This is a genomic window from Paenibacillus sp. DS2015, from assembly GCF_050433705.1.
In the GTDB taxonomy this organism is placed as follows: domain Bacteria; phylum Bacillota; class Bacilli; order Paenibacillales; family Paenibacillaceae; genus Paenibacillus_AQ.
Genome location: NZ_JBNPWS010000001.1, coordinates 286709 through 313267, shown reverse-complemented (window position 1 = coordinate 313267; position 26559 = coordinate 286709). Strand labels below are relative to the sequence as shown.

Annotated in this window: 27 protein-coding genes; 18 read left to right on the top strand and 9 right to left on the bottom strand. The window is 41.6% G+C overall.

Annotated features, from left to right (window positions below; genetic code table 11):
- Positions 1–27 precede the first annotated feature (27 nt).
- From J2T13_RS01675 to J2T13_RS01640, 8 genes are all read left to right on the top strand, one after another.
- The gene (locus J2T13_RS01675; protein WP_429367714.1) at positions 28–1626 is read left to right on the top strand and encodes a methyl-accepting chemotaxis protein; all 1599 of its coding nucleotides are present in this window, start codon (positions 28–30) and stop codon (positions 1624–1626) included.
- Positions 1627–1647: 21 nt separating this feature from the next.
- On the top strand, positions 1648–3498 hold the full coding sequence (locus J2T13_RS01670) for a methyl-accepting chemotaxis protein (protein WP_429367712.1): 1851 nt from the start codon (positions 1648–1650) through the stop codon (positions 3496–3498).
- A 33-nt stretch (positions 3499–3531) separates the two neighbouring features.
- Positions 3532–3957 carry a chemotaxis protein CheW gene (locus tag J2T13_RS01665; RefSeq protein WP_429367711.1) on the top strand — a complete coding sequence of 142 codons (426 nt, stop codon included), beginning with the start codon at positions 3532–3534 and terminating at the stop codon, positions 3955–3957.
- 7 nt (positions 3958–3964) lie between these two features.
- A complete protein-coding gene (locus tag J2T13_RS01660) occupies positions 3965–5956 on the top strand; it encodes a chemotaxis protein CheA (protein WP_429367709.1) in 1992 nt (663 codons plus the stop codon).
- A gap of 14 nt (positions 5957–5970) precedes the next feature.
- Positions 5971–7044, top strand: a complete 1074-nt coding sequence (locus J2T13_RS01655; RefSeq protein ID WP_429367708.1) for a protein-glutamate methylesterase/protein-glutamine glutaminase — start codon at positions 5971–5973, stop codon at positions 7042–7044.
- 307 nt (positions 7045–7351) lie between these two features.
- Positions 7352–8146, top strand: coding sequence for a (2Fe-2S)-binding protein (locus J2T13_RS01650; RefSeq protein ID WP_429367707.1), 795 nt, complete (start codon positions 7352–7354; stop codon positions 8144–8146).
- 92 nt (positions 8147–8238) lie between these two features.
- Positions 8239–8670 (top strand): Rrf2 family transcriptional regulator, encoded by a 432-nt coding sequence (locus J2T13_RS01645; RefSeq protein WP_429367706.1) that lies wholly within the window; start codon positions 8239–8241, stop codon positions 8668–8670.
- A gap of 153 nt (positions 8671–8823) precedes the next feature.
- Positions 8824–9462 (top strand): NAD(P)-dependent oxidoreductase, encoded by a 639-nt coding sequence (locus tag J2T13_RS01640; RefSeq protein WP_429367704.1) that lies wholly within the window; start codon positions 8824–8826, stop codon positions 9460–9462.
- A 96-nt stretch (positions 9463–9558) separates the two neighbouring features.
- Here J2T13_RS01640 and J2T13_RS01635 read toward each other — a convergent pair whose 3' ends face one another.
- On the bottom strand, positions 9559–10323 hold the full coding sequence (locus J2T13_RS01635; RefSeq protein ID WP_429367702.1) for a hypothetical protein: 765 nt from the start codon (positions 10321–10323) through the stop codon (positions 9559–9561).
- A gap of 274 nt (positions 10324–10597) precedes the next feature.
- On the opposite strand from J2T13_RS01635, the gene J2T13_RS01630 reads away from it, so the two are divergent.
- Positions 10598–11812 (top strand): MFS transporter, encoded by a 1215-nt coding sequence (locus J2T13_RS01630; protein ID WP_429367700.1) that lies wholly within the window; start codon positions 10598–10600, stop codon positions 11810–11812.
- Between the two features lie 331 nt (positions 11813–12143).
- Positions 12144–12344 (top strand): hypothetical protein, encoded by a 201-nt coding sequence (locus tag J2T13_RS01625; protein WP_429367698.1) that lies wholly within the window; start codon positions 12144–12146, stop codon positions 12342–12344.
- Between the two features lie 147 nt (positions 12345–12491).
- Here J2T13_RS01625 and J2T13_RS01620 read toward each other — a convergent pair whose 3' ends face one another.
- Positions 12492–13343: an aldo/keto reductase gene (locus tag J2T13_RS01620; RefSeq protein WP_429367696.1), complete on the bottom strand. Its 852-nt coding sequence runs from the start codon at positions 13341–13343 to the stop codon at positions 12492–12494.
- A gap of 173 nt (positions 13344–13516) precedes the next feature.
- Here J2T13_RS01620 and J2T13_RS01615 point away from each other — a divergent pair, with 173 nt between their 5' ends.
- From J2T13_RS01615 to J2T13_RS01600, 4 genes are all read left to right on the top strand, one after another.
- Entirely contained in the window at positions 13517–13966 is a 450-nt protein-coding gene (locus J2T13_RS01615) for a MerR family transcriptional regulator (protein ID WP_429367694.1), read from the top strand.
- 284 nt (positions 13967–14250) lie between these two features.
- On the top strand, positions 14251–14484 hold the full coding sequence (locus J2T13_RS01610) for a hemolysin XhlA family protein (RefSeq protein ID WP_429367692.1): 234 nt from the start codon (positions 14251–14253) through the stop codon (positions 14482–14484).
- Position 14485: 1 nt separating this feature from the next.
- Positions 14486–15034, top strand: coding sequence for a glucosaminidase domain-containing protein (locus tag J2T13_RS01605; RefSeq protein ID WP_429367690.1), 549 nt, complete (start codon positions 14486–14488; stop codon positions 15032–15034).
- Between the two features lie 2 nt (positions 15035–15036).
- Positions 15037–15258 (top strand): phage holin, encoded by a 222-nt coding sequence (locus tag J2T13_RS01600; RefSeq protein WP_429367688.1) that lies wholly within the window; start codon positions 15037–15039, stop codon positions 15256–15258.
- Between the two features lie 120 nt (positions 15259–15378).
- Here J2T13_RS01600 and J2T13_RS01595 read toward each other — a convergent pair whose 3' ends face one another.
- The 7 genes from J2T13_RS01595 to J2T13_RS01565 form a co-directional block, all read right to left on the bottom strand.
- Complete coding sequence (locus J2T13_RS01595) at positions 15379–15744, bottom strand: DUF2642 domain-containing protein (RefSeq protein ID WP_429367686.1); 366 nt, start codon at positions 15742–15744, stop codon at positions 15379–15381.
- Positions 15745–15954: 210 nt separating this feature from the next.
- A complete protein-coding gene (locus J2T13_RS01590) occupies positions 15955–17634 on the bottom strand; it encodes an ABC transporter substrate-binding protein (RefSeq protein ID WP_429367684.1) in 1680 nt (559 codons plus the stop codon).
- Positions 17635–17694: 60 nt separating this feature from the next.
- Positions 17695–18609 (bottom strand): oligopeptide ABC transporter permease, encoded by a 915-nt coding sequence (gene opp4C / locus J2T13_RS01585; RefSeq protein WP_429367682.1) that lies wholly within the window; start codon positions 18607–18609, stop codon positions 17695–17697.
- 15 nt (positions 18610–18624) lie between these two features.
- Entirely contained in the window at positions 18625–19575 is a 951-nt protein-coding gene (locus J2T13_RS01580) for an ABC transporter permease (RefSeq protein WP_429367680.1), read from the bottom strand.
- 25 nt (positions 19576–19600) lie between these two features.
- Positions 19601–20593 (bottom strand): ABC transporter ATP-binding protein, encoded by a 993-nt coding sequence (locus tag J2T13_RS01575; protein WP_429367678.1) that lies wholly within the window; start codon positions 20591–20593, stop codon positions 19601–19603.
- A gap of 47 nt (positions 20594–20640) precedes the next feature.
- Positions 20641–21603 (bottom strand): ABC transporter ATP-binding protein, encoded by a 963-nt coding sequence (locus tag J2T13_RS01570; RefSeq protein WP_429367676.1) that lies wholly within the window; start codon positions 21601–21603, stop codon positions 20641–20643.
- A 3-nt stretch (positions 21604–21606) separates the two neighbouring features.
- Entirely contained in the window at positions 21607–22956 is a 1350-nt protein-coding gene (locus J2T13_RS01565) for an amidohydrolase (RefSeq protein ID WP_429367674.1), read from the bottom strand.
- 536 nt (positions 22957–23492) lie between these two features.
- Here J2T13_RS01565 and J2T13_RS01560 point away from each other — a divergent pair.
- Genes J2T13_RS01560 through J2T13_RS01545 form a run of 4 tightly spaced genes read left to right on the top strand, consistent with a single transcriptional unit; the run spans position 23493 to position 26554 of the window.
- The gene (locus tag J2T13_RS01560) at positions 23493–23666 is read left to right on the top strand and encodes a lysine biosynthesis protein LysW (RefSeq protein WP_429367672.1); all 174 of its coding nucleotides are present in this window, start codon (positions 23493–23495) and stop codon (positions 23664–23666) included.
- Positions 23667–23678: 12 nt separating this feature from the next.
- Positions 23679–24569 carry a RimK family alpha-L-glutamate ligase gene (locus J2T13_RS01555; RefSeq protein WP_429367671.1) on the top strand — a complete coding sequence of 297 codons (891 nt, stop codon included), beginning with the start codon at positions 23679–23681 and terminating at the stop codon, positions 24567–24569.
- Between the two features lie 16 nt (positions 24570–24585).
- Positions 24586–25278: a degT/DnrJ/EryC1/StrS aminotransferase gene (locus J2T13_RS01550; RefSeq protein ID WP_429367669.1), complete on the top strand. Its 693-nt coding sequence runs from the start codon at positions 24586–24588 to the stop codon at positions 25276–25278.
- Complete coding sequence (locus tag J2T13_RS01545; RefSeq protein WP_429367667.1) at positions 25232–26554, top strand: DegT/DnrJ/EryC1/StrS family aminotransferase; 1323 nt, start codon at positions 25232–25234, stop codon at positions 26552–26554. Before J2T13_RS01550 ends, J2T13_RS01545 begins: the two co-directional genes overlap by 47 nt.
- Positions 26555–26559 lie beyond the last annotated feature (5 nt).

Sequence of the window (26559 nt, the reverse complement as noted above, 5' to 3'; positions counted from 1 at the left end):
AAAATATTATAAATGGAGTGTTGGAACATGAAGTGGTTTTATAATTTAAAGACAACGATGAAGTTAATTTCCGCGTTTGCAGTTGTTTCTATTATATTGGGCATCGTTGGGTTTTATGGCATAAGCAATTTAAGTAAAATGAATGAATCCATTGATGATATGTATGATAATCGATTAATTCCTATTACTTATCTAGCGGGAGCAAATGATTTATTCATGCTAAATAGAATAGAGATACGAGATGTAAATACGATGGCTAAAACAACGGCAGAGATAAAGGAGTTCGAGGATCGAATTGATGTAAATATTAATAGTCTTGTAGGTGTAGTTGATAAATACTCTAGTACTGCCTTGAGACAAGAAGAGCTGGAGAAGATGAAAGAATTCCCCTCCGCATGGAAAAATTATACCGATAGCGTAGATGAAGTACTTAAGGTGAACAGAACCAATATAAGCTCACAGGATTATACTGCTTATTTGTTAGAAGGACCTCTAAATGCATCAACGAAAAAGATGCAGGATCTTCTAGATAGTTTGATTGAGATCAACATGAAACAGGCTGAAAGTGCGAGCACTTATGCGAGTAACCTATATACATCCTCTAGAACTATCACGTTCAGTGTTATTATTGTTGCACTCCTCCTTAGCATTGGCTTAGGCTATCTGATCTCCCAGATTATAGCACGACCGTTAAAGAAGGTGGTCATATTGCTAGGGAAAGTAGCGGGTGGGGACTTAAGCGAGACTTCGGATATGGATACCAAAGATGAGATCGGAATATTGGCTAATTCAGTTAATGAGATGATTCTGAATTTAAGAGAGACAGTAGGTGGAATCCTGGTCTCTGCAGAAACGGTCTCTGCGGCTTCCCAGCAGATTTCAGCTAGTACAGAGGAAATTGCGAGCGGCAGTGTGAATCAAGCTAGCGCAGCCCAAACAATGAACGAGCTGTTCCAAGAGTTATCTATAGCTATTAATTCCGTAGCTGTGGGTGCTGAACAAGCATCTGAACTGTCTGAGAGAACGATGAACATCGCGCAAGACGGAGGTAAAGTAGTGCAACTCTCCATTGATGGGATGACAAATGTGAATGAACAGATGTCTCGACTTGAAGGAGATTCGAATAAGATTGGTGAGATTATTGAAGTCATTGACGATATTGCGGACCAGACAAATCTTCTGGCACTTAACGCAGCCATTGAGGCAGCTCGTGCTGGGGACCAGGGGCGAGGATTTGCAGTTGTAGCTGATGAGGTAAGGAAATTAGCTGAGCGAAGCAGTGAGGCAACGAAGCAGATTACGAGAATTATCAAAGGTATGCAAGAGAACACGCAACAGAGTGTGAAGGCGGTAGAAGAGGGAGTTGCTTCCTCACATAAGACCGGTGAAGCGTTTGAAAATATCCTATCGATGATGAATGAAACATCTTACAAAGTAACCGAAATAGCTGCAGCCAGCGAGGAACAGGCCGCACAATCCTCAGAGGTTATGTTCTCCATTGAAAGTATATCTGCAGCAACCCAAGAAGTAGCAGCAAGTAGTGAAGAAACCGCATCAACGGCTAAATCATTGGCTCAACTTGCAGAGGAATTAAATGGTCTGGTATCTGTTTTCAAACTCAGATAACCGTAATAAGGAGGAACCTGTATGTTTAGAAAAAGATTAGATTTTACAATTAAAACTCGATTGATCATTGCTTTTATAGTGATTCTACTCGTGCCTAGTATATCGATCGGATGGTTCTCTTATCAGAAAGCAGCAACTTCGGTTACGAATCAGATTATTGAGAATGCAGAGCAAGCCGTTAGGTTCTCAGATACCCAAATTACTTCGCTTATTTCATCTGCTATCGCAGATAAGGAATACCTCTCTAATCGTATTCATTCAGCCATGATCGAAGGATCTGAAAGTCCACAGATTCAAACCATACTAGATCAATATATCAATCTCCATCCAGGATTTCTCTCGGTGTTCTTTGGAACGGAAGAGGGACTCATGATCCGGTCTCCGAAGCAAAAGATGGAGGAAGAATATGATCCACGGACGAGAGCATGGTATACCCAAGCGATGGCAAATAAAGATGTAGTTGTCGTTAACAAACCATCTATTTCCGCTGCAACGGGTGACATCGTCGTCGTTCCCTCGAAGGTAACGAGTGATGGGGCGGGTGTAGTAGCAAGTAATATTAACCTGACAGATTTAGCTGAAACCATCCATACGATTAAAATTGGAGATGGGGGCTTTGTGACGGTTATGGATAAGGATCAGAACTATATGGTTCATCCGTCGATTGCCCCGGGTACAGAAGCTAGTGCTTCTTTTATACCCCAATTCTATAAGTCTGATACAGGCATAGTAGATTATGTGTTTGAAGGAAAGAGCAAAAGGGCGGTATTTGCAACCAATCAACTAACAGGTTGGAAAATAGTTGGCGGCATTGAAATGTCTGAAATTGCGAGCGCAACGCGAGGGATTCTATATACAACATTGGTTGTTATTTTTGTTTCTTTATTACTTGGAGCTCTGCTTGTTTTTTGGATTATCCGTTCAATCAACTCACCACTTCAACAGTTGATGAGTGCAACAGCAAAAATCGCCGACGGAGATCTGACTGAGGTAGTCGACATTCGTTCCCATGATGAATTGGGGCATTTATCCGTATCTGTTAATGATATGATTCGTAAATTACGAGATTTGATCGGAGAAGTACTAAGTTCTTCTCAGAATGTTGCGGCAGCATCCCAGCAAATCTCGGCAACAACAGAAGAAGTTGCCAATGGAAGTTCCATGCAGGCTGAGGCATCGCAGATGATGTACGAACAATTTAGTGAACTTTCCTTAGCTATCAATTCTGTTGCGCAGAGTGCTGAGGATGCCGCTACGCTTGCTGGAAAAACAACTTTAATAGCCCAGGGTGGTGGTGAAACCGTCAAACAATCCGTTGAAAGCATGACTCAGGTTAGTTCTCAAATGGGACGTTTGGAAGAGGACTCTATCAAGATAGGGGAGATTATTGAAATGATCGATGATATCGCGGACCAAACCAACTTACTTGCTTTGAACGCTGCGATTGAAGCTGCACGTGCTGGGGATCAGGGGAGGGGTTTCGCGGTTGTCGCCGATGAGGTGCGGAAGTTGGCCGAACGTAGTGGTAAGGCTACGACGCAGATTACCTCCATTATTAAGGAAATGCAAGCAAACACTCATAAGAGTGTAATAGCTGTAGCAAGTGGCGTCAGCCAGTCTCAGCTGACAGGACAAGCATTCAAAGAAATTATGGCGATGATTAGTGAAACGGAACATAAGGTTAATGAAATTGCCGCTGCGAGCGAAGAGCAGGCAGCACAAGCGCATGAAGTAATGCAATCTATAGAAAGTATCTCATCCGCGAGTCAAGAGGCTGCAGCTGCATCGGAGGAAACGGCAGCAACATCACATTCGCTTGCATTACTTGCCGAAGGTCTGAATGAGTCTGTTTCTATTTTTAAAATTAAATAACTGAGGGTAAATACGGGAGGTATGATGTTGACGATGGGGCAAGAACAATATATTGAATTTGCTATTGAGGAAGAACACTATGCCATTCACATTCAAGATATTCACGAAATTATCAAGATCCAGGATATTACCCAACTCCCAAACGTCATATCGTATGTAGAAGGAGTCATTAATCTTAGAGGCAAGATCGTACCCGTCATTAGTTTACGGAAATTTTTTGATCTTGAAGAAAAGGAATATTCGAGAACGACCCGCATCATTGTGGTTCATCATCAAGAGGATACTGTGGGAATTATTGTAGATCGAGTCAATAAAGTCACGATGTTCTCGGATATACAAGCACCTCCGGAACGCTTAGGTGGAATTGATGGTAACTATTTCGTGGGCATTGGTGTAACTAACATCGCTCTGGTAGCCATCTTAAAGCTGAATGAAATCTTGCTTCAAGAACAGGAGTGAATGACCGTTGTTATCTGAATATAAAGAGGTCTTTCTAGAGGAGCTTGAGGAACAGCTGCAGCTTATGGATGAGGTTATATTACAACTTGAGCAAGAAGGGGAAAGCGAACAAGTCGTTCAAAGCCTGTTTCGTGCCGCTCATACTTTAAAAGGTTCATCAGCTGCGATGGGTTATGAGGAATTGAAACTATTAACCCATGAAATGGAGCACTTGCTAGACCAAGTAAGAAGTAAAGTCATGAAAGTTACGGTTTCGCTTATCGATCTTCTCTTTCAATCCATAGATTGTCTTAAAGAGTTGCAGAAGGATATTATCCGCGACGATGAGACGGTAACGGATATCTCAGGATGTGTTCGAGATCTTCAGGCCTATAAACAATCGTCTGAAGAGCGGGGAGAGCTGAAACTGGACGATTGGAGTAAGCCCACACTAAACATGGATACGACGTTGAAAATACATGAGGCTCAGGATCACGGGCTTAAAGTATTTTGGATTGCTGTACGTATTTCTCGGGAGTGTGTCATTACGGGGGCACGATTCTATCTTATTCACTCTAAATTGTGTGAGTGGGGAAATGTTCTTTACTCATTACCAGATATAGATGGAATAGGAGAAGAAGGGAATGAGACTTTTGAAATTCAATTTCTATATGCAGGTATGCAGAGCAGTCAGGAATTGCAAGATTTCGTAGCGACATTATCTGAAGTAGATGGGGTTGAAGTTGAATTCCTATCAACTGAGATGGCAGTGTCCGTTGACAAGAAGATCGAAATGCAAGGAATAAATGTAAATGAAGATCAAGCATATAGGGGTAAGTCTAAAACGCAGACCATTCGCGTAAATGTGGAGCGCTTGGATCATCTCATGAATCTGGTTGGGGAACTTGTGATTGATCACACTCGAATCAATCAAGTGGAGCGAACGCAAAGAAGAATATTCACAGATGAGTCCGTGGATGAGCTTGGTCAAATTTCAGATCATCTTTCCCGTATTATAGCTGATCTACAGGAAAGCGTCATGAAGACAAGAATGCTTCCGATCGAACAGTTGTTTAACCGTGTTCCGCGTATGATTCGAGATCTATCTCGCGATTTGGGCAAGGATATTGAACTTGTGATCGAGGGAAAAGAAACAGAATTGGATCGCACATTAATTGAAGAAATTGCAGATCCACTCATTCATTTAATCCGGAATGCTGTTGATCATGGAATCGAACGACCTGAACAAAGGGAGCAGTCTGGTAAAGATCGCAAAGGAACCCTTCAAATAAAGGCGGCTCATGAAGATAATCAAGTGGTTATCTATGTGGAAGATGATGGTGCGGGCATTGATGCCGAGAGAATGAGGAGTTCTGCACTGAGTAAGGGAATCATTTCTCCAGAAGAAGCGGGGTTATTAAGCGACAGAGAGGCTATTCATTTAATCTTTCGGCCAGGATTTTCGACAGCCAGTAAAGTAAGTGATATATCTGGACGTGGCGTAGGTATGGATATTGTCCGAAGTCATATTGAAAATCTGAACGGTCTGATCGATATTGAGACAGAATTGGGGCAAGGAACTTGTTTCAAGATCAAGCTTCCATTAACGCTTGCAATCATCATCGGTTTACTTGTGAAATTGAATGATCAAACCTTCATTATTCCGATGAGTAACATCGCCGAGATTGTTAGAATAAGGAATAACGAGATTGAAACCGTTCGAGGGCAATCGGTTATCTTATTACGTAATCAGATCATCCCAATCGTCTGGCTACAGGACCATTTCAAAATGCCTAGAGGAGAACAGAAGAAAGATCATATTCAGTTAGTCATTGTTGGATCGGCGGAGAAAAGGTTGGCGTTAGCCGTAGATGAGTTGATTGGTAATCAGGAGATTGTTATCAAGTCGTTGGGATCTTATGTGGGTAAAGTGGAGGGTATCGCAGGTTCCACGATATTAGGCGATGGAAAAGTGGCTTTAATTTTAGAGGTATCGGGGATTATCAATCATCAACGATAGGAAGAAGAGATGTTGTGCAGAAAATAAAGGTACTTGTAGTAGATGATTCGGTGTTTATGAGAAGACTAATTTCGCGTCTAATTGAAGAGGATGCTGCACTCGAAGTAATTGGAACTGCACGAAATGGATTGGAAGCCATTAGCATGGTAAAGGAACTTAAGCCAGATGTTGTGACGATGGATATTGAAATGCCGGAAATGAACGGTCTGGAAGCTTTGACAAGAATCATGGAACATCGGCCAACACCTATAGTTATGTTAAGCTCGCTTACACAAGAGGGGGCTTCCGCAACGATTACAGCACTGCAGAACGGTGCAGTGGATTTCATCTCTAAACCATCAGGTTCGAATTCCTTTGATTTATTCAAGGTAAGAGAAGAGTTGGTATTCAAAATTAAGCAAGCTGCACAAATACCTCTAAGAAATCTTATAATTAGCAATGTAACAGTATCAAAAGTAGATATAGGGAAAAAAAAGAGTGCTCTGACCGGACAGGCGAAGGAATTTGATCAGATTCTAGCGATAGGTACTTCAACGGGGGGTCCCAAGGCGTTGGATACTGTCATTACAGCTCTGCCCGCAGGTTTTCCCTTCCCCCTACTTGTAGTTCAGCATATGCCACCCAAGTTTACGAAGTCCCTGGCAGATCGATTAAATCGATTGTCCAACGTTCAAGTGGTTGAGGCAGAACACAACCAACTTGTGCTAGGCGGAACGGTATATATTGCACCTGGCGATTACCATATGATCGTTGTCCAGACGAATCGAGAATTTAGAATCCAACTTCATCAGGAGTCCCAGGTTCAAGGCCACCGTCCATCGGTTGATGTACTATTTAATTCCATATCTAAATTGAATAGCTTAAAGCGGCATTTTATTCTTATGACCGGAATGGGGAGCGATGGGGCGAGAGGAATGATGTCTGCTAAACAAGCAGGGTCACATTCAACTATTGTGGAATCCAAAGAGACTTGTATTGTATATGGAATGCCAAGATCTGCAGTCGAATTGGGATGTGTAGACTACACGGTTCCTTTGCATCTGATCACTTCAAAAATATTGGAAGTTACAGGTGGCCTAAAACGATAAGTTCAATATCAACCTAAAGGTTGGGAAGCATATACTTCTTGTAAGACAATGGGTCAAATTGTAGGGAAAGAGCAAGAGGCGGTGCAGGTTATTGCGGATTATGATGCCAAGACGGTAGATTGAAATAAATAATAAATAGATTGTAACTGGCATAAGTTTCTTAAAAGAATCTCGTTGATTTGTTATAATAGAGGGTTATGTTATGAACAGGATCATGTTCACTGCATAACCCTTAAAATTCGTCTCTTATTGGTAGATTTAAAGCACTTATTATGATAAATAGTTATAGGGAAAGGAGTAGATAGCGATGGAGACTTTGGATTTCAACAAGTTGGCGATAGAATTTCAGATTACAAAAGTAAAGCCTCAGGATGCTATGTATTCGGTGAAAGGGTTAGATTTAGTAGATCCTGATCATATGCAGGAGTTCTTGGCACATGTGACGCCGTTCGTAAAGGCACTTGACTTGGCTGCAGCAGGAGCCTATTTCGCACGCTGGATCGGAGATATCGCATTAGCTCAGCAATATATCATATCGGTCTATAATAGTTCATTAGATATGTCACTCATTAATTTGACCATCCACTTCATACCGACGACACAAGCTCGAGTCCCTGTATCTTTTCAAATCCATGACTGTACGGAACAGAAAGCGCCAACGAACGAGAAGAATAGACAACTATGGCTTCAGCAACGATTAGTGAATCTGTATAGCGAAAGTATGCGCCCTTTGTTCGCGACTCTATCTAATATAACAAACTGGAATGTAGGCCAAGTATGGGGACAACTGCCTACAAAGTTCGAGAAGTACATAGAGTCGTATATAATAGAAGCAACTCAGACTAAGGTAAAAGAACGTCTGAAACAGGATTATATATTCTTAAAAGAAGAAATAGATTCACATGTGTTTGGAAGAATAAAAAATCCTTTTAATGTAAAGTTTCGTATGGTGGAGCATATGGAAGACCCGGAAAAACAATTACGAATGAAACATGCGTGCTGTCTTTATCACAAGATAGAGAATGGGTATTATTGCTACACTTGTCCACAAGTAAGAGATGAGGAACGAGCAGCGCGGAGGGAAATCCATAGAAATGCATAATAAGACCCATTTGACAAGATGTTCAAAGGTAACTAGAATTATTACAAGAAGATTCACAAGATTTATCTGTGTAAGTTAGGGGGGAATTAGGGGTGGCCATAAGTAGTCGTTTTGCTGTTGGGATTCATATATTGTCCTTGTTAGAAATCAATAAGACCACTGTGAATACCTCGGAGTTTATTGCTGAAAGTGTAAATACGAATCCAGTAGTTATTCGGAGAATTATGGGAATGCTTCATAAAGCAGGTCTAGTGACAGTTAGACCCGGAATAGCGGGTGCTAAACTTGCTCGTGCTGTAGAGGATATTACGCTACTTGATGTTTATAAGGCTGTTAGTGCAGTGGAGCAGAATGAGTTATTTTCTGTGCACGGTGCACCTAATCCCAATTGTATGGTGGGACGAAATATTCAATCCTCGATTGAACCGCTATTCTCAGCCGCACAGCAAGCCATGGAAGATAGATTGAAAGAGCAAACGTTGAAGCAGGTTGTGTATGAGATGGCGAAACAAGGGAATGAATAAACATAAATATGCTGAAAAATAGTAAACGGTTAATACTCGATGGGGAAGGGTATTGATCGTTTTTTTTGTGTGAAAAAGTTGACAAATACCTATATTGTAACTATTATAGTTACAGGTAATTAAATAAGTTACATTATAAAAGGGGAATTTATTATGAAGATCGGAATTATTGGAGCAACGGGTAAAGCTGGAAGTTTAATCGTAAAAGAAGCTAAAAGCAGAGGGCACAAAGTAACGGCTATTGTTAGAGATGCTAATAAATTAGAAGACCAAGAAGTTACCATTATAGAGAAGGATATTTTTGACTTGAACAGTGAAGATATCCAAGCCCTAGATGTAGTTGTCAATGCATTTGGAGCACCTGTTGGACAAGAGCATTTATATGTAGAAGCTGGAAAAGTTCTGATTGAGGCGGTTAAAGGTTCTCCAGACACTCGCTTAATTGTGGTAGGTGGAGCTGGAAGTCTGTATGTAGATGAAGCAAAAACAACTCGATTGGTAGATACACCAGAATTTCCAGCGGAATATGTTGCAGCAGCAAATAATCAAGTCCAAAACCTAGAAGATTTGAATAATTCAAATGGGGTGATCTGGACCTTTATTAGTCCAGCTGCGTTCTTCAATCCTGATGGAAAAAGAACAGGTTCATATCAAAAAGGACAAGACAACTTCATTGTCAATGCCAAAGGGGAAAGCTATGTTAGCTATGCGGATTATGCCATTGCCGTACTTGATGAGATCGAGAATGCGCAGCATTTAAATGAGCGTTTTACGATTGTATCTGAAGCGTAATAACTTTAGTTTTGAGTGTGAAGAGCGAGTCTGACGGTTAGCTCTAAGGATATGGGTTTTGAAGGGCTAATAAATCTGTATTAATTATTCTATCAACTATTCTGATTTCGCTACAAATTGCTTTAGAGATAAATTTAATGTGAATGTTATCTTTATAAGTTCTGATTCATGGTTTTGCAATTCATTATTTCGAGTAGTCACAACTAATTTCTCATTTTCATTTTTAGGAAAGTGATCCACTGCATAATTAATTGTTTCTCTCTCATTTTCACCTTTTTTAAAGGTTATAGGAAAAACTTCTGCATTTTCTTTATTAATACCAAAGGCATAAGAGTTATAACCTCTAGTGGCCATATATTCTGGAGTAAGTAGATAGATATCTACCGTCTCAAAGCTAATCTTTTCAAAAGAAATCGGTTTATCGGTTTTCTGTACAAATATGAGATCGTTAAATTCTTTGATTACTTGTTCGGAACCATCATGTTTGTAAACCACATCATAATGACCTCTAAAAGTGAGGTCACCTTCTGCACCGAAGACACTCGGCAGTCCGATATGGCCAATTTCTTCTTTATCTTTAGAAATAACAAAGAGTTCTCCTACCTCTGTATTTACTTGAGCACGGACGGTGGGATCCTCCTGAATAGAATCCAGATCAATGCTGTATGCATTATCCATATATCGTGATTTTAACTCTGTTTCATTTCCAGATTCAGCACTCTGAGCAATTGGAATTGGTGTTTCACGAGCAACAGGTGGCTGTTCATTACCACAAGCGGCTAACAAGGCACTGCAGAAAATCACGGTTCTTAGAATTAAGATAGGATTTTTATAAATGTTAATTCCCTTCTTTCTATTCATTATCGATTTAACATAGCTCATTATACAAGATGTAGAAAACAATAAGTTGCTATTATGTAATTTTATATATAAATAAGAACGATAGTTGGAATTGTCTAACCCATTAATGTGAGAGGCCGGGGCAAGTTGTCCCCGATTCCTCGATTTTTAGATTAATATGAACAAAGTAGATATAATTGTTATAACAACTATATTTACTTTATGTTCTGATTTATATATACTTGTTATGACAAGTATTATAAGACAAAACATCTGAGAGATTAAACTTGATGTAATGAAAGAAGAGAGAATAGTGGAGAAAGAACAGAAGGAAACGTTATGGAGCCGGAATTTTTTATCGATTAGTTTTAGTAGTTTTTTTATTTATGTTACCTTCTACATACTAGCCGTTACATTACCAACCTTTGTTCTAGAGAATTTGGGACGTAGCCAAAAAGATATTGGTTTAGTGACAACGGTGTTTCTAATTGCTGCTGTTATTTTTCGTCCTCTGACGGGGAAATGGTTAGATGAGATGAGTAGAAAGATGATCGTGATAATGTCGCTTATTTTATTTACATTGTGTACGATCTCCTATTTGTTTATTCAAGATTATACGTTGTTGTTGGTGGTTCGGTTTATACATGGTATCTCGTTTGGTATTGCGGCAACAGCAACCTCAGCTGTCGTGCTTGATGTTATTCCGAAAGAGAGAAAGGGGGAGGGGATTGGTTATTTCAGTCTATTTATGAGTCTTGCGATGGTTATGGGACCCTTTCTTGGACTCTTCATGACGAGCCATACTAATTTCTTTGTGTTGTTCATAACCATTAGCGCATTTTCATTGTTGTCTCTAGGATGCAGTGCAATTACGCAAATTCCTAAGCATGTACCTGTACCCTCTGTGCTCAGTAAATGGGATATAAAACGGTATTTTGAGCCTAAAGCGATACCCATTTCGTTGGCTGGATTTGTATTAGCCTTTTCTTACGGGGCCATTTCGACGTTCATTTCTGTGTACGCAAAGTCCATGGGTCTTGAACAAATAGCAAGTTACTTTTTCGTTGTGTTTGCAGCAGTTATTCTGATCACTCGGCCTTTTACGGGAAGACTCTTTGATCGCAAGGGGGCGCATATTCTTGTATACCCAGGGATTATATTATTCGTTATAGGGATGGTCTGGTTGAGCCAAGCATATACTGCCCCAATATTTCTCATTACTGCCGGGGTAATAGGATTAGGATTTGGTGCGATTCTACCTAGCTTCCAGACGATTGCGATTCAGGTTTCTCCTCTACATCGACAAGGGTTAGCCACTGGAACCTATTTTGTGTTTTTTGACTTGGGTTATGCGGTTGGATCATACGTTCTAGGTCTAATTGCAGCAAAAACGAACTATCACACCATGTATTTAATAGGTGGACTGTTTGTATCGCTAGCCATCGTCATTTACTATGTTCTTCATCATAGAGTAGAAAATAGAAACAGTCAGAAACTTATGTCTGAATAGGTCCATATAAATAAGGGATTAGCTAATTTAGCTAATCCCTTATTTAAATAGATTGAACTAAAGTTTTATCTTCAAAGCGCTCTAGATTCCAAAGACAATCAATATATAGTAAGGTTTGGCCTTTAGTTCATTCTATTTATTCATACAGATGATGTAACTCAGCGGGGACACCGTTTCGCTGAAGGCGGGAGAGGAAATATTTGGTTTGGTAGGTACGGGTATGATGCTTAATGATTTTTCTAAGTATAGTAATTTTGGAGGAATGACGTATGGAGGTTCTTTTTCTCCTACAGCAGTAGAGGAAAGGGGAGTATAGGGGTCATTTAATCGCATGTCTCCTACATTATTAAATTCCAACAATACAGTTTTGGCACAGCTCAGTTGGGATTTGGTACAACGTTATCATGTGCAACGTTTGTTCGGAGATGAAGTATTAATGAAGAATCAGACCAGCAACACTTTGACACATCCAATGTATGTACACCACGTCAACTATTGGTTGTTGGAGTATGGACATCGTTACGCCGGGTAGTAGCAGTTTGGCTATTCTAAGGATTTTCCAAACTTATGCTTGCCGCAATAATTCAAGTAAAGAAAGGACAGGCGTGCCCGCCCTGTCCTTTCCTTTCTTAATAGATATGAGGATAAACGCGTGATGAGTTTACGGTTCGATCAAGGTTTACAGTTCGACTCTCCAGTTGCCCATCATCTTGGGGACTTCCGGATCGCGGTACGATAAGAAAAGACTTTCCCGCGTATCGAGAGTGGAAATTTGTTCGATATCGTCCGCGCTCAACTCAAAATCGAAAATGTTGAAGTTTTCGACGATCCGCTCTTTACGCACCGATTTTGGAATAGCAACGACTCCACGTTGAACAAGCCAGCGAAGCACGACCTGGGCTACGGACTTGTTGTGTTTTTCTGCGATCGAGGCCAGCACATCGTTGCCAAACAAGTTGTTAAGTCCTTCAGCAAACGGAGCCCATGACTGGTGCTGTACTCCTTGCTCTTTCATAAAAGCGGCGCTCTCGATTTGGTGGTAGAAAGGGTGCGTTTCGACCTGGTTGACCGCGGGCACGATTTCGTTATGCACGACGAGGTCCATTAGTCGGTCGGGCAGGAAGTTGCTGACACCGATCGCCTTGATCTTGCCTTCGCGGTACAGGTCTTCCATCGCACGCCAAGCGCCGTAGTAATCGCCGAACGGCTGGTGAATAAGGTATAGATCGAGATAGTCGAGCTGTAGCTTCTTCAAGGATTTGGCAAACGACAGCTTGGCACTCTCGTAACCGGCATCCTGAACCCAAAGCTTGGTCGTGATGAATAGCTCCTTACGCGGTACACCGCTGCGCTTGATCGCGCGTCCGACCGCTTCCTCGTTCAGATAACCGGCGGCGGTGTCGATCAGGCGGTAACCGGCCATCAGCGCTTCATATACCGCGTTCTCGCATTCTTCAGCATTCGGAACTTGGTAGACACCAAAGCCGATGATCGGCATTTTTACACCATTGTTTAATGTTACGGTTTGCATTGTAATTCCTCCTAATGTTCAAATGTCTAATAGCAAACGGCGCGTAACCCCTGAATCGGGAACTGCAGAGAGGGATTCCACTTACGGCTCATTTGCATTACAATAAGCTTATGACCTTCGTGTTACACGAAGTCAAGGCATCTTCAAAAATTTATTTGCCGAGGAGAATTCACATGCATACGGTCAAAGTAGCCGCCCTAATAACGGGACTAACTGAGCACGCTGTACGCTTTTACACGGATAAAGGCCTGGTGCCAAGCGTACAGCGCAATCAAAATAATATTCGGATGTTCGACGAAGAATCGATCAACTGGCTACATGGCATTAAATGCCTCAAGCAATCCGGTATGCCGATTGAAGTCATAAAAATGTACGTCGATCTCTGTCTCGAAGGAGATTCGACCATTCCGCAACGCTCCGCACTCATGATGGAGCATAAAGAAGCGGCGCTCGCTAAGCTCGAAGAAGCCAAACAGCACGTTGCCCATTTGGAAGAAAAAACCGCCCTATATCAAGCCATTCTGGAGCACCGCTCTCCAGACACGACCAATCCTGGCAACTGGGACAAAATTCAGCATATGCATAGTGACGTATTTTACTCGCCCACTGTTCGGAAGGTGTGAGAGATCTACATGAGACCCAACCGCTCTGAAGAAAATACTCGGTTTTAAACTCCTAATTGGCTTGGCAATGAACAAGATTCACATCAGTCTAGATTGAACTAACGGGTAACGATAGTTGAATAAGGAATTACTGGAGTCGACCAACATATTAATTAATTAATTGTTGGTCTTTTTCTTTCGCATCCGGACGATTATACGCAACATCAACCACACCTTAAATGGTGTATTTTTTATGCCCTCATAACCTGAGGGCAATTTTTATTTCTTGAAGCGGGGGGAGATCAATGGAAGATACGACCGAAATATTACAACGGTTAACTCGGGTGGAGACCAAATTAGATGCTCAATTGAATGCTAAAGATATTGCTCAGGAAGCGTTGAATTCAGCCAAATCAGCGCACCATCGACTTGATGAGATTGAAGATAATCAGAAGTGGCTGTGGCGTACCATCAGTGGATCAATCATAGCTATTGTAATGGCTACAATAGTGACTGCTATTAAAGTGGGAGGACTGTAAATTGAACAATAATGAATTTATCTTAAAAATGGCTGCATATGCCATTGAAGACTACCGTAACTGTGGCGTTCCTGCATCCCTCACCATTGCTCAAGCTGCACTAGAGTCGGCATGGGGTGAAAGTGGATTGACCAATAAGGCTAACAATCTTTTTGGTATCAAAGGAAAAGGGACTGTGGGGGATAAGCTCATTTCTATTATGGATACGCACAATTTATATCAATATGATTTGAAGAATAACGAGGATTCAGCGGGGAAGGAGCAGGAAGAAGATATGACTGTAGTTCAAATCGCACAATTAATAAAAATGATAGAGGAACAGAACAAGCGGATAACGGCAATGGAGAGACGTCTCAATATGTCTGGACAAGAGGCTTACCTCAGCCATTACACAGATGCTGTGATGGCTGCTAAGCGAGCTAATGCAATCACGACTTCAGCCGATAAGTCCAAGCTAGAGCTAAACATGATCCAGATGATCTATAATATGGGGCTATTTGATCCAGGTGTACTCACAATGATTAAGAACAATATGAAAGGGGGCAAATGATGATGAACAAACAAAGATGGCGTAACGGGGCTTTATGGGCAAGTATTATTTCACAAGTATTGCTGCTGGCGCAGTTGTTTGGAAATATAACAGGAATATATGAGTTAACGGAGCAAATGTCAGGAGAAGTCCTCACGCTGATGAATACGATACTCGGGTTATTAGTTATTCTTGGTATTGTTTCTAATCCGACCAGACCAGACAGCTCGGGATATAATCTTTGATAACTACATTGATTCAGCATGTTACATCTATTATAGGGATTTATCCTCGTCTAGCTTTACAACGAAAAAAAAGAGCTGCGCAAAACAGCTCACAAACTATATCCCCTCTTTAAATACCTTTTACTCAGGCATAATCCAGACAATCTCAGCTATGCGCACATAGAAATTTTTGCCGCGTGATTGTAAGATAACATGGTCAGGCTTGACTTCACATACAATGCCTTCGATTTTTCCACGCGTTGTTTCCAACAGTACACATTGTCCTTTTAGGGACTTCAATGCCTCCACTACACAAGGGTCAACGGGATATACGACTAATGGCTTTTGCTGTGTGTGTGGCTGAATATTGGAATGCATACTTTGGATGTTCGGTTGCATATTCGGTTGCATGTTTGATTGCATACTTGGCTGCATGTTCGGCTGCATGTTCGGCTGCATGTTCGATTGAATATTCGGTTGGATATTGGGTTGCATGTTCGGTTGCATAAAGCGTGGCATTTGATAATGTTCCAGAACAATCACTCCTTGGGTTAGGTTGCTGTTTTGATCTCAAGGTAGTGTATGGCAAATGCCTAGGTTTGGTGAATATATTTTCGAAAATAATGGACCCCTCAGCATTGTATAATGATTAACAGCCCGTTACGATAGATATTCTATTACAACGGGCTGCCTTATTTATTTAAAATTATTTTGCCATTACTCTTTTAAGTCCCATTTATTCACGTTATTAAATTGTCCGACATTCGCGGGTTTACCTTCAATGATATCTTTAGAAACGGCTTGTAAACGCTTCTCGGAATATATGGCGATGGATGGAAGATCCTCGTGTAATAAAGCTTGTAGCTGATTATAAGTCTCCAGGCGCTTCGCGGGGTCAGTCTCGGTTTCCCCCTTGGCAATAAGCGCATCCACCTGTGGATTGTTATAGTGAAGGAAATTATTTTCGTTATCGCTTTTAAATAGTGTGAAATATAAACTCGGCTCAAAATAATAATCACGATTAAAGATGGTTAAATCATAATCACCTTTGTCTACTTTTCCGATCAACGTACCAAAGTCAAATTTTTGGATTTTCACATTTACGCCAACGGCAATCAAGTTCTGAACTAAGATGTCGGCGGCCTGTTCACGAAGTTTATTGCCTGAAGGAACAAGCAGCTGAACTTCACGTTTGGAATCCCAATTAGCTTCTTGGAGCAGTTGTTTTGCTTTTTCAGGATCATACGTATATAGCTTCGTATCTTTGGCGTAGTATGGGTGATTGTTCGGAACACCACCGTCGATGACATCTGCCTGTCCTTTAAACAGCTGGTCAACGATCAGTTGACGGTTAAGCGCGTATGCAAAAGCTTGGCGTACTTTAGGATCTGTAATCTTCGATACATTGAAAAATAACTCTGCAGGCTCTGATGGAGTACTTGAGGTGAGGTCAATATTAGGTAATGCTTTGACTGTTTCATAATCTGTGATGGGAATAAGTCCAACGGGCAAGGAGTTTAATTGGATTTCGTTGGTTTGTAGTTGGGCTACTAGATTTGTTGCAGGCAGTACTTTAACGATGATTTTATCTAGCTTAGCGATATCAAGATAGTAATTTTCATTCCGTACCGCTTCAAAATATTGGTCTTTGGCAAACTTAGAGTATTTGAATGCACCAATGGTTACGGTAGGATTCTGAAAATAGGGGTCAGTCGCTAATTGTGCAGGATCGATGTCCTTTAAAATGTGTTCCGGCAAAAAGTTGATTTTCGTAGCAAAGTTTTCTTTGAAAATATTAGGGTCGATAGGTGTCTTGCTTTTAACTTCAAAAGTCTGTTTGTCAATAATCTTGAGCCCGGAGATCTCCGTTTGTCCTGAAGGGATTTTACCCGCATCATCTAGGCCCTCGACAAAAGCAATACGAATGGTGCTTTCAACCTTGGGATTCAGTGCAGTTTTTAATGTGAAAGCTACATCAGCTGTAGTGAAGGGCTCGTTGTCATTCCATTTAGCATTTGGATTCAAGGTAACGACAAAGGTTTGGTTATCTGTTGTTTCAATAGATGAAGCAATCTTAGGGACAAATTCAAATGATTCTGTTAGATCAAAGAGTGAATCATTGATGATGTTGAGTACTGTTTGGGATGCAGAATCTCCTTGATGATTGATTTGGTTTAAAGTAATAGGGGAATTAACAATCCCAATGGAGACTATTTTTGGTTTTGCCGTTGTTTCTTCTTTCGCGATGGGTTCTGTCGTATCCGCAGCGTTCTCTGCGGGTGGACTTTGCTGGGAAGCTGATTTATTAGCGTTTTCCTTTGTTGAGCCGCAGGCAGCAAGGATGAGAACGAATAAAGATAATAAGCTGATGGATAGAAGGTGTTTCATTGATTTCATCGGAAGATCTCCTTTATAGATCATATTTTAATAATAGAGGTAGTTCGAATCCTAAGAATTTTATTGCTTGGGGTCTAATGCATCTCGAAGCCCATCGCCCATGGAATTGATAGCTAATACGGTAAGCAAAAGAATAGATCCAGCAGGTACCCACAGCCAGGGTTGATTGGTTAATACGGTTAAAGATTGAGCATCGCTGAGCATGTTTCCCCAACTAGGTGTTGGGGGTTGGATCCCCATCCCGAGAAAGCTAAGCCCTGCCTCACTTAGGATCGCAGCAGCTATACCGAACGTGGCATTAACGATAATGGGACCAAGGGTATTGGGCAGAATATGACTAAACATTATACGCCACGGACTTAATCCAAGGGCGATGCTAGCTTTTACATAATCCAATTGCTTGAGTGAAAGTACATTTCCCCTAACCAAACGAGCCACTGTAGGCCATGAGAATAGAGCAAGAACGAGAATGATGGTGGTAAGACTTGAACCCAATACACTGACGACGACCAAGATGACCATTAAATAAGGAAAAGCCATGAAAATATCACTAAGTCGCATGACGAACATATCCATCCAGCCTCCATAATAAGCGGAGATTAAGCCGATTGTCGTACCTACGGTAACGTAGATCGATACAGTGAGAAAGCCAACGATCAGGGAGATTCTAGTTGCATAAATGAGTCTGCTTAGAACATCTCTCCCCACTTGGTCTGTTCCAAGCCAATGAACAGAAGAAGGGGAAGCTGAGAAGAAGGCAGTCACTTCATTAGGGTTATGCGGCGTTAACCATGGAGCAAACAGTCCAGTAAATACGAGCAGGATGATAAAGATAAGGCCCGCAACGGCTAATCGGTTTTTCTTGAAGCGGCGAATGATCTGCTGGCTATAGCGTTCCTCAGGCTCCAACTCTATGATTTCTATAGTGTCCATTATCCGGGTATTGGTTTTCACTTGGATATCCGTTAAGGACATACGAATCCCCCCTTTCTAGTTATATTTGACACGTGGATCTGCTGCTGAATATAGAATATCCGTCATTAAATTAGTCGCAAGTACAATAATTGCAGCTATAAAGTTCAAACCCATTAGGGTGGGATAATCCCTCGATAATATGGATTGCATGGTCAGCTGCCCGATGCCAGGCCATTGAAAAATTTGTTCAATAATAATACTTCCTCCGAGTAATAGGGGGATTTCCATACCGTACACAGTGATGATTGGAATAAGCGCATTACGCAGTGCATGTTTATTAGTGACAATAAACTCATGCAGGCCTTTGGCGCGAGCGGTACGTAAATAATCTTGCTTTAGCACATCGAGCATGCTTGCACGTACATATCTTATTTTCTTACCGACAATAGCAATCGTAAGTACGGAGACGGGAAGAATCAGATGTCTGATTCTATCCCCTAAGCTGCCATCGCCACCTATTGTCAGCATCCCGCCCGTAGGTAGTATTTTGAAATGAAGGGCAAAAATATAGATTAGACCTAGTCCAAGAAAAAACTGTGGAATGGAAGTTCCGATAAATGATAGGCCTGTCATGATGTAATCAAACCGGGTGTTTTGTCTGACCGCGCTTATAATACCAATGGGAATGGCTATTAAGAGCCCAGCGGTTAAAGAAATCGAAGTCAGCACAAGGGTGGGGCCGATACGTTCCCCGATGATATGTGTAACAGGAGCAAAGGAGCTAAAGGAAAAACCGAAATCACCGTGAAGCAATTGCCAGAGCCATTTGAAATACTGAATGATGATGGGATCGTTGAGTCCAAGCATTTCCTTCTTAGCTTCCATTAGCTGCTTGGGTGTATTGGGATCGAGGTACATATCAACCGGATTGCCAGGTGCTAGATTTACAATGCAAAAGTTGAGAATGGTAATGCCTAATAAAACCGGAACCGCAATTAGCACGCGTCTAACAATGTAATGGAGCATAAGAAGCTTCCTCCTTTTCCAAGCTTTAACTTATGGGATAATGGCAGGCAACGGCGTGAAGCACACCCGTGATTGCTGGCTCTTCGTGTCTACATTTTTCCTGCACGTAAGGACATCGTGTATGAAATCGACATCCCTCAGGCGGGTTGGCGGAACTTGGGACTTCACCCTGTATAATGAATCGTTCTTTATGACGTAGCTTAGGATCTGGCACTGGGCTGGCATTTAATAAAATCTGCGTATAAGGATGCTTGGGATGATTGAATAAAGTAGCTTGATCTGCGACCTCTACTATTTTTCCGAGGTACATGACTGCAACCCGAGTGCTAATATATTTCACTGCGCCAACCCCATGCGCAATGAACAAATAAGTGAGATTTAACTCTTTTTGCAAATCCTTAAGTAGATTTAAGATTTGAGCTTGAATAGATACATCTAGCGCAGAGACCGGCTCGTCACATACAATGAATTTGGGACGTAAAGAAATAGCTCTCGCGATCCCAATACGTTGACGCTGCCCACCAGAAAATTCGTGAGGATAACGATTTTTGTAGGAGCGTGGTAAGCCGACTGCATCCAATAATTGATCTACATTGTGCTGTACCTTTCTCGATTCAACAAGCTTGTGTACGATAAACGGCTCGGATAAGATTTCATTGATCTTTTTTCGCGGGTTTAACGATGAATAGGGATCTTGAAATATCATTTGCATCTGCTTGCGAATCGGCTTTAATTGTTGGTTAGAATAGGGTGTGATATCTTCATTCTGAAAAAATATACTACCTTCACTAGGATTCTCGAGCCTTACTATGGAACGACCGATGGTGGATTTGCCACACCCGGATTCTCCGATGAGTCCTAATGTCTCACCTTCGTAGATATTGAGGGTAATATCGTCAACGGCTTTGACGTGTCCTACTGTCCGAGAGAAGATTCCCTTTTTAATGGGATAGTAGGTTTTTAATCGCTCGATTCGGACTAATGGAGCTTGGGAAAGTGAATTCTCAGCTTCTATCATTTCATACTACTCCCCATTTCCTCACTCAATTCAGGTCGTAAATAACCCTAATACAGCCAGCACTTCACATGATGGTTAGGTGAAATTGTCTTTAATTGCGGCTGCTCATGAACGCATTGTTCCGTAGCATACTCGCAGCGGGTATGGAACCTGCAGCCCTGAGGCATTCGCTGTATAGATGGAACCGTGCCAGGGATACCGAATAATCGGTCGTTGTTATCATCCCCCGTACCAGGAATGGATTGTAATAGTCCTTTGGTATAAGGGTGAAGCGGCTCCTCAAATAAGGAGTAGACATCGGCTTCTTCAACAATTTGGCCAGCATACATCACGATCACTTTATCAGCCATTTCTGCAACGATGCCCAAGTCATGTGTGATCAGCATAATCGATGCGCCGCTTTCTTCACGAAGCAGCTTCATTAAACTCAAGATCTGAGCTTGAACGGTGACATCAAGTGCAGTGGTAGGTTCATCTGCGATGAGAAGCTTGGGCTTGCAAGCAAGCGCGATAGCGATCATGACGCGTTGGCGCATTCCACCGGATAAAGTATGTGGATATTCCTTCAGGATCGCTTCGGGACGAGAAATACCAACTTTGGTTAGCATTTCAATGGCGTAAGACTTAGCATCTTTACGGTTTAACTTCATGTGCAGTCGGATCGTTTCTATTAATTGATTACCAATAGTGAAAACCGGATTAAGAGACGTCATAGGTTCTTGAAAAATCATTGCGATTTCTTTGCCACGTAGCAGGCGAAGCTCTGTCTCCGACAATTCAGCTAGATTGGTCCCATTAAACCAAATCTCTCCCTGCTGAATACGACCTTCCTTGCCTAACAGACTCATGATGGATAAGGAGGTAACACTTTTTCCACATCCAGATTCTCCTACGATTCCGATGGTTTCACCCAGCTGTATCTTAAAGCTGACTTCATCGACAGCGGTCACATCGCCGCGATCGGATCGAAATACAGTTTGCAGTCGATGAACTTCCAGTAAGTTATCCATCGCTTACACGAGTACCGGAGCTTTTACTTCATTAGGAATGGCCGGAATATAAGCTTTTCCTTTAGTCGACTGCAGGAATTCTGCTTGTGCTTGCTCAAGAACTTCCTTTCCATCAACCAGTAGCTCATATGCCGTAAGGGCGAGAACCTTAGAGGCATGGATCATACCTTTAAAGCCAATGGGGGACCCGAATGAAGCTGTAGCTTGCCAGGTATGTAATGGGATGCCGACAGCAGAGCAGGTTGTTCCGACCTGTCCAACGGGAGTAATCCAAGAGACATCACCTACGTCTGAAGATCCCGCAACACTCCCACCCGGCGATGTAAAACGAATGAATTCGGTGGGTAGCAGTGTGTTCTCATGTATACCGAATTGGGCTAGCATTCTTTGCGAAGTTTCTCTTGATGATGGATCAAGTGTTTCGACCAGAGCTTCTGCAAATGCGTGGTCTTCTTCTGTAAATTGGAGAGGGCCGATAACATCCTTTTGCCTGTACATAAGCTGATTAAGAGTATCATTTACGTTAAGATCGTAGGCACCCGCTTTAATTTCCCAGCTGACTTCCGTTTCGGTCATTAGCGCTGCACCCTGGGCAATTTTGATCACTCGTTCAAACACTTGATCCACCTCCTTCCGATTGGCTCCTCGTAGAAAGTACCAAGTACTAGCTTTATCCGGCACAATATTAGGTGCCACACCTCCATTGGTGATGGTGTAATGGATACGTGTACCGTCTACAACATGCTCCCGCAGATAATTAGCGCCTATGTTCATTAATTCAACGGCGTCGAGTGCACTTCTACCCAAATGAGCTGTTGCTGCATGAGCAGTCCGTCCTTTGAAGAAGAATTCAACGGAGGTTAGCGCTGAGGTTCGGTAATTTGCCACCATATTTGTAGTTCCTGGGTGCCAAGACAGTGCGCAATCTAAATCATTAAAAACACCTGCTCTAGCCATAAATGTTTTCCCAGACAATACTTCCTCAGCGGGGCAACCATAATACCGTATCGTCCCAACGATATTTTCCACTTCTAAAATCTTTTTAAGAGCAATAACGGCGGCTACACCAGCTGTTCCTAGTAGATTGTGTCCACAACCATGACCAGGGCCATTGGTTTGGATTTCTTCCTTCACTACGCCAACAGTTTGGGATAGGCCTGGAAGAGCATCATACTCACCCAAAATACCGATAATCGGCTGACCTGTACCAAATTCTGCGACAAATGCAGTGGGTATTCCGCCTACGTTTGTGAGGAGTGAAAAGCCATTGCCCTCCAAAAGAGATTGTTGCAATTGAGAAGCGAATTTTTCGCCAAATGCCAGCTCGGGTCGCTCCCAAATCTCCTTGGCCAAGTTTACAAATGGCTCTTTGTTTTCATCCAACCACTGCACTATCTGTTGTTTGCTCAGGGCAGTTCCTCCTTTGGGTCTGATTGTTAATACCTAGGAATATGTTATTCCAATAATTTTGCTGTGAATAATGGGGATAATATATCACATATAATTTTTTGCGTAAATTACCATATAATAGCTTTTTTCTATTCGAAGATAGAAGAACTATATGATGACGCTATCAGCATGATTTAGGGATAATAGATAGGATCACTTTGTTTATACGTTCTTAGAGGATGCGTAAAATAGATGGCTATGCGCAGATTTACTTTACAGAGCGTGTATCAGAATATTCTATAGTGTAATAGAAGAATCTTATCGAACTTTAATTGACTTAATTGGAAAATATATGATAGTTTTAATACAAATTTCAACAACCCATTTATCTGGGAATTTAAAAGGTCATCAAAGGTTACGTTTTAATAGTTGAATGATACATTTAAACCAACTATTCAGGTTGGTGTAGTCAAATTATATCCGAAAGGTGGAAGATGGTAATGAGTAGCTTAAATTGTCTGGTATGCAAGTCTGATTTTAGTGTAGAGGAAGATGCAACAACGGGGGAGATCGTGGAGTGCTCCTCATGCGGTCAAGAACATGAAGTACATGCTGTTAAAAATGTGATAACTATAGAACTCGCTCCTGAAATTGAAGAAACATGGGGTGAGTAAAGGAGCTGGGAAATGAGTAACCATACAGATATTCTCATCTGTGTAACCAAACTGCGTGAGGAAGAAAAACGCATAGCTGATTTTCTTAAAGATGATGCCTTTAACGTAGAAATCAATCTTGATTCGATGGAGTTACCTTTGGAAACAGATAGATCTGAGCAAGTTGGATTAGCTCTCATTCGCTGCCTTTCTCAAAAAAAAGCTCTAAGTCGATCAACCATGTTGGAGTTAGCTGGCGTTGACACTGTTAATTCAGTTAAGGCGATTACGATTTGTACGAATAAAATTTATCAATCGATTGTATTTCAACAAGCTAATATTCCGCAGCCCAGATTTAAGGTGGCCTTTACATCGTCCAATCTGACGGAATGGTTTGATGATTTTGGTGATGGCTTTGTGATCAAACCTGCGAGCTCATCGTGGGGAAGAGGAATTGCGAGAATAGTGGGCAAAGATGGTTTGGATGCATGGACAGCGGCAAGAGAATCTATCGATCCAACACAACAATCCTTCCCAGTCCTAGTTCAAGAATTTGTTGAAAAGGGAGACTTCGATATCCGAGTCGTGATTGTAGGAAGTAAGCCCATTGTGGCTTTCCGCAGAGTATCCGTCGACAATTGGAAAACCAATACACACCTTGGCGCTGAAATTGAACCGATGGACATTGACTCTGAGATTGGATCTATATGTAATAAACTGATTGATGTTTTGGGAGAAGGTATCTATGGATTAGATCTATTCTATGATTTCAAACATAACCGTTATCTCGTATGCGAAATCAATCAAAACCCTGAGTTCTCCAAGTCATGGAAGATCCACGGTGTCGATGTTGCCTATCATATAGCGCAATACCTAAAGCAAAAAATAGCGTTGAAAAGTAAATTTGCTCAAACAATAAATTAATAATAAAGGAGGCACAATGACAGATTCCGTGATCCAAAAAGATAACTACTTCTCGCTTTCATTTGTATTATCTAGAGTTCTTAATTCAGGTGTAATTATGAGTATTGAGAAGAACGAGAATGAATTAAAAGGTTTAGAAAAAAGTATCAGTAAGATAACCAAGGCTAAACATGTAGCACTATTCAATAGCTATACAGGTGCTGTTCATGGTGCATTATGGGGACAGAATATTGTACATGGTTCATCTACTCGACTAGAACAAGCAACGGATCAAGAACGTAAGTTTTTATATTGGTTAGGAGTTAATTTAGAGGATGATCTAGATATTGGACTTGGTTTTACAACCATTTCAGTGAATTGGCAAAATCTCAATGAGTTAGAAGAAGTGGTCTTATCCAAGGCAACTTCAACTCAAAATCAAGTTCTTGTATTAGATTTCACGGATTTAGGGTTTGGTCCTTGCGCTGCATTAGCGGTGAATGACATTTCTATTTGGAAGAAAGCGGAGAGGCTAAAGATTTTTGGTGCTTTTGATTTGAAAACGATGTGGACGCAAGAAGAAAGTGATTCCGATATCGAGCCAGCCATTCAGTTTAACTATCGCTTAAGCCCCCTAGTGGGGGCGTGTGTGAAATTAACTTTGCTAAGGAGGAACCACCAGAATGAAGACAGATTTCATACAAAAGCTGTTGGAACTACCTTCAGATGATTGGATAACAGCAGAGCTGGCATATAAAGGTGGCCCTGCTGTCATCCCTGAGGATGTACGAAAAACAAACTTCCCAATCATCACCAAAGAAGACGTTATGCAGATGTTAATCTCGATCCAGCAGGATCCAGATCGTGTCATCGATGAATTCACGGAAAAATATCGTGATTATGTGGGGGCTAATTATGCGATTTCTACCGCAAGTGGGACTTCCAGCCTTCATCTAGCTTTAGTGGGAGTTGGGGTGCAACCAGGCGATGAGGTGATTCTACCCGCGTTCACGTTTATTGCTACTGCACAGGCCGTCGTGGCTGCGAAGGCTATTCCCATTTTTGTGGATATTGATCCACAAACCTATTGCCTAGATCCTGCCAAAGTAGAGCAGGCGATTACCAGTAGAACGAAAGTGATTATGCCAGTCCATGTACATGGATTGCCAGCAGACCTCACGCAATTAAGCCTAATCAGTAAGAAATATTCTTTACGTTTAGTTGAAGATGCCTCTCATGCTCATTCGGCTTCGATTGGTAATCAAAAATGTGGCTCCATCGGCGATAGTGCCGGTCAAAGTTTAATGGCAGATAAAAATTTCCCTGTTGGAGGCGAAGGTGGCATAGCCTTTTTCAAGGAGAAGGAAGACTATGAGAGAGCTTTGGCTTTCCTCGAGGATTCGGGCATTGATTACAGAATGTCTTGGATTGCAGCAGCTTTTGGGATAAGTCAGTTGGAGCGTCTCCCCTATTATGATGCTATCCGAGCAAGAAATGCTGGGTATCTAACGAAGGTTCTTTCGAAGACAAAGCTCTTTAGAGGACCCGTTGTACCGCTAGGTTCCAAGCATAGCTATAACATGTACAGAATCAAGTTAACGCCAGCAAACTTGGGTTTAGAGGATCTTGCTGATTATAAAGTGAAAGAGGCTATTCAAGAACTGGCGATGAGTGAAGGTGTGTTCGCAAGAGAATGGCAGAACGTTCCGATCCCAGGGCATCTTCCATTTAAGAATAAGATCGGCTTTGGAAACGGCTTTCCATTTACATTATCAGAACGTGATGATTTAGGTTATGACATTCACAACTTCCCTGAAACGTTAAAAATGTTGCGGTCTACCTTAACAATATGCAGAGAGTTAAGATCACCCATTGAATATGAAAGAATTCAAGCGTACGCCTTAGTCTTCCAAAAAATCGATGCTAATCCAGACATCATTCGTCAAATCGTAGACAGAAACACGAATGATTCAGTTCTGTATGAAAGGGATGCTAGATTAGGATGAGTACC